The 7,351-nt window shown below is 72.8% G+C and carries 3 protein-coding genes; 1 reads left to right on the forward strand and 2 read right to left on the reverse strand.

Annotation, left to right across the window (positions count from 1 at the left end):
* A partial coding sequence (locus R7226_RS30360; RefSeq protein WP_318601260.1) for a helix-turn-helix transcriptional regulator occupies positions 1-2,167 on the forward strand: 2,167 nt, incomplete at its 5' end.
* Between the two features lie 35 nt (positions 2,168-2,202).
* Here R7226_RS30360 and R7226_RS30365 read toward each other — a convergent pair.
* Together R7226_RS30365 and R7226_RS30370 are read right to left on the reverse strand one after the other, a co-directional pair.
* Positions 2,203-4,233 carry a hypothetical protein gene (locus tag R7226_RS30365; protein WP_318601262.1) on the reverse strand — a complete coding sequence of 677 codons (2,031 nt, stop codon included), beginning with the start codon at positions 4,231-4,233 and terminating at the stop codon, positions 2,203-2,205.
* Between the two features lie 135 nt (positions 4,234-4,368).
* Positions 4,369-7,351: M36 family metallopeptidase (locus R7226_RS30370; RefSeq protein ID WP_318601263.1), on the reverse strand; the 2,983-nt coding region annotated here is incomplete at its 5' end.

Raw genomic sequence — 7,351 nt, forward strand, 5'->3', positions numbered from 1 at the left:
CGGGCAGCTCAGCCGCCTCGGCCCGCTCGCGACGCGGCTCGCGCACGCCGGCGCGGTGCTCGGCGACGGGGCGCCGCTGCGGCAGGCGGCGCGGCTCGCCGAGGCCGATCTCGACGACGCCGCGGCGGCCGCCGACCAGCTGCTCGCGGGCGGGATCCTCGCGCGCGTCGATCCGCTCGCCTTCGCGCATCCGATCGTGCGGGCGTCGCTGCACGACGAGCTGGCGCCGGCCACCCGTGCGCGGATGCACGCCGCGGCGGCCCGGCTGCTGTCAGACGAGCGGGCCGACAGCGAGCGGGTCGCCGCGCACCTGATGCGCGCGCTGCCGGCGGGCGACGCCGACGCCGTCGAGCTGCTGCAGGCGGCCGCCGCGCAGGCGCGCGCCCGGGCCGTGCCCGAGTCCGCCGTCCGCTACCTGCGACGGGCGCTCGAAGAGCCGCCCGCGCAGCGCCAGCGCGGCGCGCTGCTCGCGCAGCTCGGCCGGGCGGAGTCGGCCGCCGGTCTGCCGGAGGCGACGGAGACGCTGACGCAGGCGCTCGCGCTGGCGCCGACGCCGGTCGCGCGCGCCGACACGCTGCTGTGGATCGGCCGCGCCCGCTTCGCGGCCGGAGCGCTGAAGGAGGCCGCCGCGGCGTTCGACCGCGGTCTGGCGGAGCTGGGCGCCGACACGATGACGGGCGGCCGGCCGGCCCGCCGCGCGACCGACCTCCTCCCGGCCGGTGACGACCGCGGTGCCGGCCGGGGCGGCGACGAGACGAACGCGCACGCCGACGGCGACGCGGCGGCGCGCGCCGCGCTGCACGAGCTGACGGTCGAGCTGCGCGCCGGCTTCATCAGCGCCGCGCGCTTCGAGACCTCGCTGCGGCCGGAGGCGCAACGGCGGCTGGCGCCGCTGCTGGCGACGCCGGCCGACGGCACGACGAGAGGCGAGCGGGCGCTGCTGGCCGAGGTCGCGCTGGAGCAGGGGATCCGCAGCGCCCCGCCGGCGGAGGCGGTCGCGACGGCGATGCGCGCCTGGGCCGGCGGCCGGATCCTCGACGAGCTTGACGCGCAGGGGATCGTGCTGTCGCAGATCGCCGCGACGCTGACGTGGTCCGATGCCTTCGCGGAGTCCCAGCTGGTGCTCGACGAGGCCGTCGCGCACGCTGAGCGCAACGGCGCGACGCAGCAGCTCGCGACCGCCTCCTACCTGCGCGCGTGGCCGCAGTACTACTGCGGCGACCTGGCGGCGGCCGAGCGCGACGCCGCGCGGGCGCTCGCGACCCCCGGCTGGAAGATGTACGAGCCGGCCGCGCGCGCCGTCGTCGCGCTCGTCGCGCTCGAGCGCGGCGACCTCGCCACGGCCGAGCGGATGCTCGACGTGCCGGACGCGGCGGAGCGCTGGGCGGGTTCAATCCCCTACGCGATGCTGCTGGAGGCCGAGGGCCGGATGCTGCTGCTGCGCGGCGACGCGGCCGGTGCGCTGCGCGCCTTCGAAGGGTGCGGCGCGCTGATCTCCGCGATGGACACGACGCATCCGTTCACGCCGTGGCGCTCTCAGGTCGCGCTCGCCCAGCTGCGCGCCGGCGCGCGCGCACGCGCCGCGGCGCTCGCCGCCGAGGAGGCCGAGCTGGCGCGCGCGCTCTCGCTCGCACGGCCGCTCGGCGCGGCGCTGCGCGTCGCCGGGCTCGCCGCCGACAGCGGCGAGCGCAGGATCGAGCTGCTGCGCGAGTCGGCCGACGTGCTCGCGCGATCGCCGGCGCGGCTGGAGCGGCTGCGCTCGCTCGTCGCGCTCGGCGCCGAGCTGCGTCTCGCCGGCGAGTTCGAGCAGGCGCGGCCGCCGCTGCGCGAGGCGCTGGCGCTCGCCGAGGCACTCGGCGCCACCGTGCTGGAGGAACAGGCGCGCGCCGAGCTGGTCGCGGCCGGCGGGCGGCCGCGGCGCGCGGCGACCAGCGGGGCGGCGGCGCTGACGCCGAGCGAGCTGCGGATCGCGCGGCTGGCCGCGCTGGGCAACAGCAACCGCGAGATCGCCGAGCAGCTCGTGGTGGTCTCGAAGACCGTCCAGTTCCACCTCTCCAACGCCTACCGCAAGCTCGGCGTCAGCGGCCGTGACCAGCTCGCCGCCGCGCTGGCGCAGCAGCGCGACGACGACGCACCGGCGGCCGAGCCGCCGTCGCAGGCGCGCTGAGTGCCGGGAGCCGCCGACGCGGCCGTAGTCGAGCCTCACTGCATGCAGAGCCAGAAGCCGTCGGGCGTCTCCAGTCTCCCGATCAGTCTGCTGCTCCCATTGCACTGGTTCCAGCCGCCCGCTCCGAGCATGGAGACGGCGCCCCACTGCACGCTGTAGTAGGTGCCGTTGTTGCTGACGACGTTGCCGGCGTAGAACAGCCGCGGGATCAGGTCGGCGCGCGCGCAGAGGAAGAAGCCGCTCGACCACTCGTGCTTGCCGACGTAGCCGTAGCCCTCCGGACAGTAGCCCCAGCCGGCACCGTCGGAGATCACGACTCCGTTTGCCGAGTCGACGACGTCCCACTCGCCGACGTTGTTGCGGACGCGACCGAAGACCGCCTCCGGGCCGAGTCGCCCCGCGGCGTCGATGCAGACCCAGAAGCCGTTGGGCTCGACCGAGGCTCCGATCAGTCTCGACGTCGCCGGGCAGGAGTTCCAGGCCTGACCGCGGCCGTGGGGCAGCATGTTGCCGCTCTGTGCCCGATAGAAGAGGGCGTAGTTGTTGATCACGTTGCCGGCGTAGAAACCGCGCGAGGCGAGGTCGGCGCGCGCGCACAGCCAAAAGCCGTTCGTCCACTCGTTGCGAGCGACGTATCTGTAGCCGTCTGGGCACTGCCCCCAGCCGGCGAGGCCGATGTGCGAGACACCGCCGTAGGAGTCGACCGAGTAGAGGTTGCCGACGTTGTCGCGCACCCGGCCGAACAGCACCTCGTCATTGAGCGGCAGCGGCGTTCTGACGCGGTAGAGCACCGCATCGCCCGCCGCCAGGTCGGTGGTGTAGCTGGCGAGGCTGCTGCCGCCGGTCGCGTTGGGCGTCGGCGTCGACCATGTCCCGGACGCCGACAACCGCTCCGGCAGGGAGGCACCGTAGCTGATCTGCGTCGTCGTTCTGATCGCGTTGGTTCCGTCGCGATTGGCGACCAGCGTGTAGACGTAGCCGGACTTGTCGAAGATGCCGACGGTCGTCGGCACCGAACCTGTCACGCGCGCCGGCGCGCCGGCCGGCCGAGTGATCCCTCCGTCGGCGACCGGGCCCGTCTGGAACGTGTAGCGATGATCCGTCGACAGCAGCTCTCTGCCGATCGTCTGCAGTCTCGCGTTGACGGCCGGCATCTCGTAGTAGCGCGACGTCGGAACTCCGTCTCTTGCGATCATCGCTTCTCTGTAGGAGGGATCGGCCGGCGTCCAGTAGGTGAGGAAGATGACGCCCTTGCCGCCGTAGGCGAGCGTCTGCATTCCCTCCCACAGCTTCTGCGCGGCCGTCGGCGCCCCCACCACGGCGGTGTGCTCGGTTGCCAGCACGACCTGCCAGAACGGGACCCCGTGCGCCCGCGCCGCGTCGCGAGCAGTGACGAGGTTCGCGAAGAAGGTCTGCGGAGTTCCGTTGACCGGATAGAAGAGCGAAGTTCGGTAGTTGTCGTAACTGAGAACCGTGGGTTGGATCGTCTCGAGGTACTCGTCGAGATACTCGGGATACGGTCTCCCGAGCCCCGTGACGTAGTTCGGATAGACGTTGGTGAAGACCGGATGAGCCGGGTCGTGATCGCGCAGGTATCTCACGACGGTCGCGAGAGCTGCGAACTGATCGGGCCGTGGCTCGTCCATGGGGACGTAGCCGCCGAGCGCCGGATAGGAGCTGTAGTCGGCGATGACGTCGTCGAGCTGCGCCGTCGTCCCGGTTCTGAACGCGTTGTCGAGGCGCACGTCGTTGACGATGACCTTGAGGCCGTGATTGCCGGCCGCTGCGAGCGCCCGTCTGGTCGTCGCGACGTCCCACCACGAGACCAGGGGATCACACGGATGCATCACCACGTTGAAGCCGGCGGCGGCGAGGCGGGACATCTGCGTCTCGGCGCCGGCCGCATCGGTCATCGAGCTGGCCGCAGGTCCGCACCAACCGCCGATCGGGAGTTGGCCGTCTGGCGCGAGACCGGCGCGCGCCGCTCCCGTGCCGAGGACGTTGAGTGCCACGACGAGTACGAACAGCGTGATCGTGCGCGCCATCGCGAAAGCGAGCCTTTGCATCTCGGGTCCCCTTGATCAAGCTCGTGGCCACCCCATGACGACCACGGATTGTCTGGCACGCTATTGCTCGCGTTCAGGACCGGCGTCGCGACGTGGACCTATTGTGGCGATAGGTCCCGCATGGGGCCGCCGAAGCTACCGCTTCGCCGTCGCCTTCAGGATTCTGGAGGTGACGTTGCCCTGAGCGTCAGTCGCGAGGATCGCGACGCCGAAGTCGAGCTTGCGCAGCTTCAGGCGCTCCAGCCAGACGACCGTGTTGCGGGGGACCTTGACGCGCAGGGTCGTGGCGCGGTTGGCCTTGACGGTCGCGTTGGAGAGGCGGGCGATCGCGACGACGCCGTTGCGTTGTCTGGTCAGTCTCAGCTTGCGCGCGGTCGGGGCGGTCAGCGTGATCGTCGCGATCACCTTCACGCGCTTGTCGGCGCGCAGCTTCAGGGGCAGGCCCTTGCGGCCGAGCAGCGTCGCGAGGCTGCGCTTCTTCGGCAGCACGACCGCGGCCTGCTCCAGCTTCGGCTTGTCGGCGTCGGCGCTCGGCGGCGCGTCCCCGCCTCTCGGCGTCTGGTCGGCCGGCGGGGCCGGAGGGGCCGGCGGCGGCTCGCTCGGCGGCGTCACGGGCGTCACCGGCGGGTCGGGATCGGGGTCGTCCGGCGGGTCCGGGTCAGGGTCGTCCGGCGGGTCGGGCGGATCCGGCGGATCGACCGGTCTCGTCGCGGTGCCGAAGACGGCCAGCTCGGCCATGTCCATGAAGTAGGTGCCGCTGCTGCCGCCGCCCTGCGCGCTCAGCATCGTCAGGCGCACCCAGCGCACGCCGGCGGTCGTGCCGGCGTTCGGCGACAGCTCGTTGAGTCTGTGGTTGTGGGCGCGGCCGAAGGTCGCGGCGAGCGCGTTTCTCCACGTCGTGCCGTCGGCCGAGGTCTCGATCTGGAAGCCGGCGAGCGAGGCGCTGTCGTCATCGCCGCAGATCGCGCCGGGATCGATCGCGAATCTGCTGACGTCGACCGCCGCCGGCAGTCTCAGCACCAGTCTGCGCGACCCTCTCGCGACTCTCGGCAGGCCGTACTGCTCATGCAGCGAGCCGTCGTAGCCCGGCTGGTAGCTGCCCCAGCCGTACGCGCTGGTGCCGTCGAGCGCGTGAACCGGGCCGCACTGCATGGCGGTCAGGTCGGGACCTGTCGCGCTGTCGACGACGCCGCCGCCGGAGGTCAGCGCCCAGTTGCGCCGCAGCTCCAGGTCCTGCACGGTCGAGCCGTCGGGCGCGATCGCCGGCGGGTCGACCGTCGCGCGCTGGTATCCGTTGCGCTCGGCGATCAGGCGCGGGTAGTCGGCGCCGGCCCAGGCGTTCGGGATCTCGTAGCGGCCGTCGGCGTCGGTCTCGTCGCTCGGCGCTCCGGGGCCCGGCAGGCGGACGGTCGCGCCGGCCAGCGGCAGGCCGGTGCCGGTGTCGGTGACGGTGCCGGACAGCAGCGCCGGGCCGCCGCTCTCGTCAGGCGGGAGGTCGAAGTCGGCGACCGGCGCGGGATCCCAGCCGTCGTACGTCTCGGCGTAGTAGCCCATCCCGCGCCCGGCGAAGACCTCCCACAGCAGCTCGCGGCGAGCGGCTCTGGTCGGCTCGTCGGCGCTCTCGTCGGCGACGTTGGCGGCGAGGATCGCGTCGCGCATGTCGAGGAACGAGGGCTCCGGCGGCGCCAGCCGCATCCCCTCGGTCACGAGCAGGCGGGCGGTCGCGATCCCGTCGGCGGGGGTGCCGCCGCCGGTGACCGCGGCGTCGACCAGCGCCGTGCGCAGGTCCCACAGCGTCTGTCCCCAGATCTCGCCGTCGGCGTGCACCTCGGGCCCGTAGCCGTCGAGCACCTTGCCGTAGTCGGCGTAGGTGAAGCCGCCGCCGGCGCAGGCCGCGTCACCGCTGCCGACGGGGCAGTCCATCGCCGCCTCGCGCAGCGCGCCGGTCGTGCCGCCGCTGATGTAGCTCGACAGCAGCACCTCGCCCTCGGCGGACGTGTCGACCTGCCAGCCCTCGCCGGCGAGGTAGTCCATCGCGTACCAGTCGCTCCACGCCTCCCCCATCGCGCCCGCCTGCGGCGCGTTGAGCGCCTGCACGCCGCTGTCGTCGGTGATCAGGCGGCTGGAGAGGCCGTGCGTGTACTCATGGAAGACGATCGAGGCGTCGTCGCCGCCGTTGGCGTCCGGCATGCCGCCTCTTCTCGCGCCGATGAACAGGTACATCTGCATCGTCGGCGACTCGCCGTCGGGCGGCGTGTACATGTTCGCGTTGTCGAGGTGGTCGAGATCGGGGTGGTGGTCGATCGTCGCCAGTCTGCCGTCGGAGTATCTGACGAGTATCGAGCCGTCGGCGCCGTCGTTGGCCTGCCCGATCACGTAGTCGTCGCCGCTGAAGTTGCCCCACGAGGCGTCGAAGCCGATCGGCGCCGCCTCGAGGTGCTCCTTGAAGGTGTTGAGGAACCAGAAGACCTGGACCGCGTTCTGCTCGCGGTTCTGCTTCCAGCCGAGCGTCGGCGTCTGCTCGTAGAGCGCCGTCCACGAGCACGGGTACATGACCGTGCAGTAGTCCCAGCCGGGGACGCGTCTGAAAGGGTAGTCCCAGACCGGCGTCTCGTCGGCGTCGGGCAGGAAGGCGTTGGCGGCGACCTCCTCCAGCGTGTCGTCGCGGTCGTCGTCGTCGACGTCGGAGAAGACGTGCGCGTTCTCGCCCTGCAGTCTGGAGCCGTGCGGCGCGGTGATCCAGCCGTCTCTGAAGACCCGTGGAATCCCTCTCCAGCCGCCCTCGCCGTCGTTGCCGACCTGGAAGCGCGGGTTCGTCAGCGTGTCGTCGCTGGGCGCGTAGGACCAGACGCTGGTCGCCTCGCCGCTGGCGGCGCGGACGAGGTTCGAGCGCTTCAGGATCGCGCCCGTGTTCGCGTCGATCACGTACGCGTAGCGGTGCGTGCTGTCGGCGTCGGCGCGCACCGTCCAGGCCAGCCGCGCGCCGTCGTCGGCGGCGAAGATCACGAGTCTCGCGTCGCCGCCGGCGGAGGCGCCGGCGTCGCGGCGGACGCGCGCGACGGCGGCCGGCGCGGCCAGCCGCGGCGTCGTGCTGGGGACGGCGGCGTCGGCGAGCGGC

Origin of the sequence: Conexibacter stalactiti (assembly GCF_033542075.1) — a bacterium.
GTDB classification, from domain to species: domain Bacteria; phylum Actinomycetota; class Thermoleophilia; order Solirubrobacterales; family Solirubrobacteraceae; genus Conexibacter; species Conexibacter stalactiti.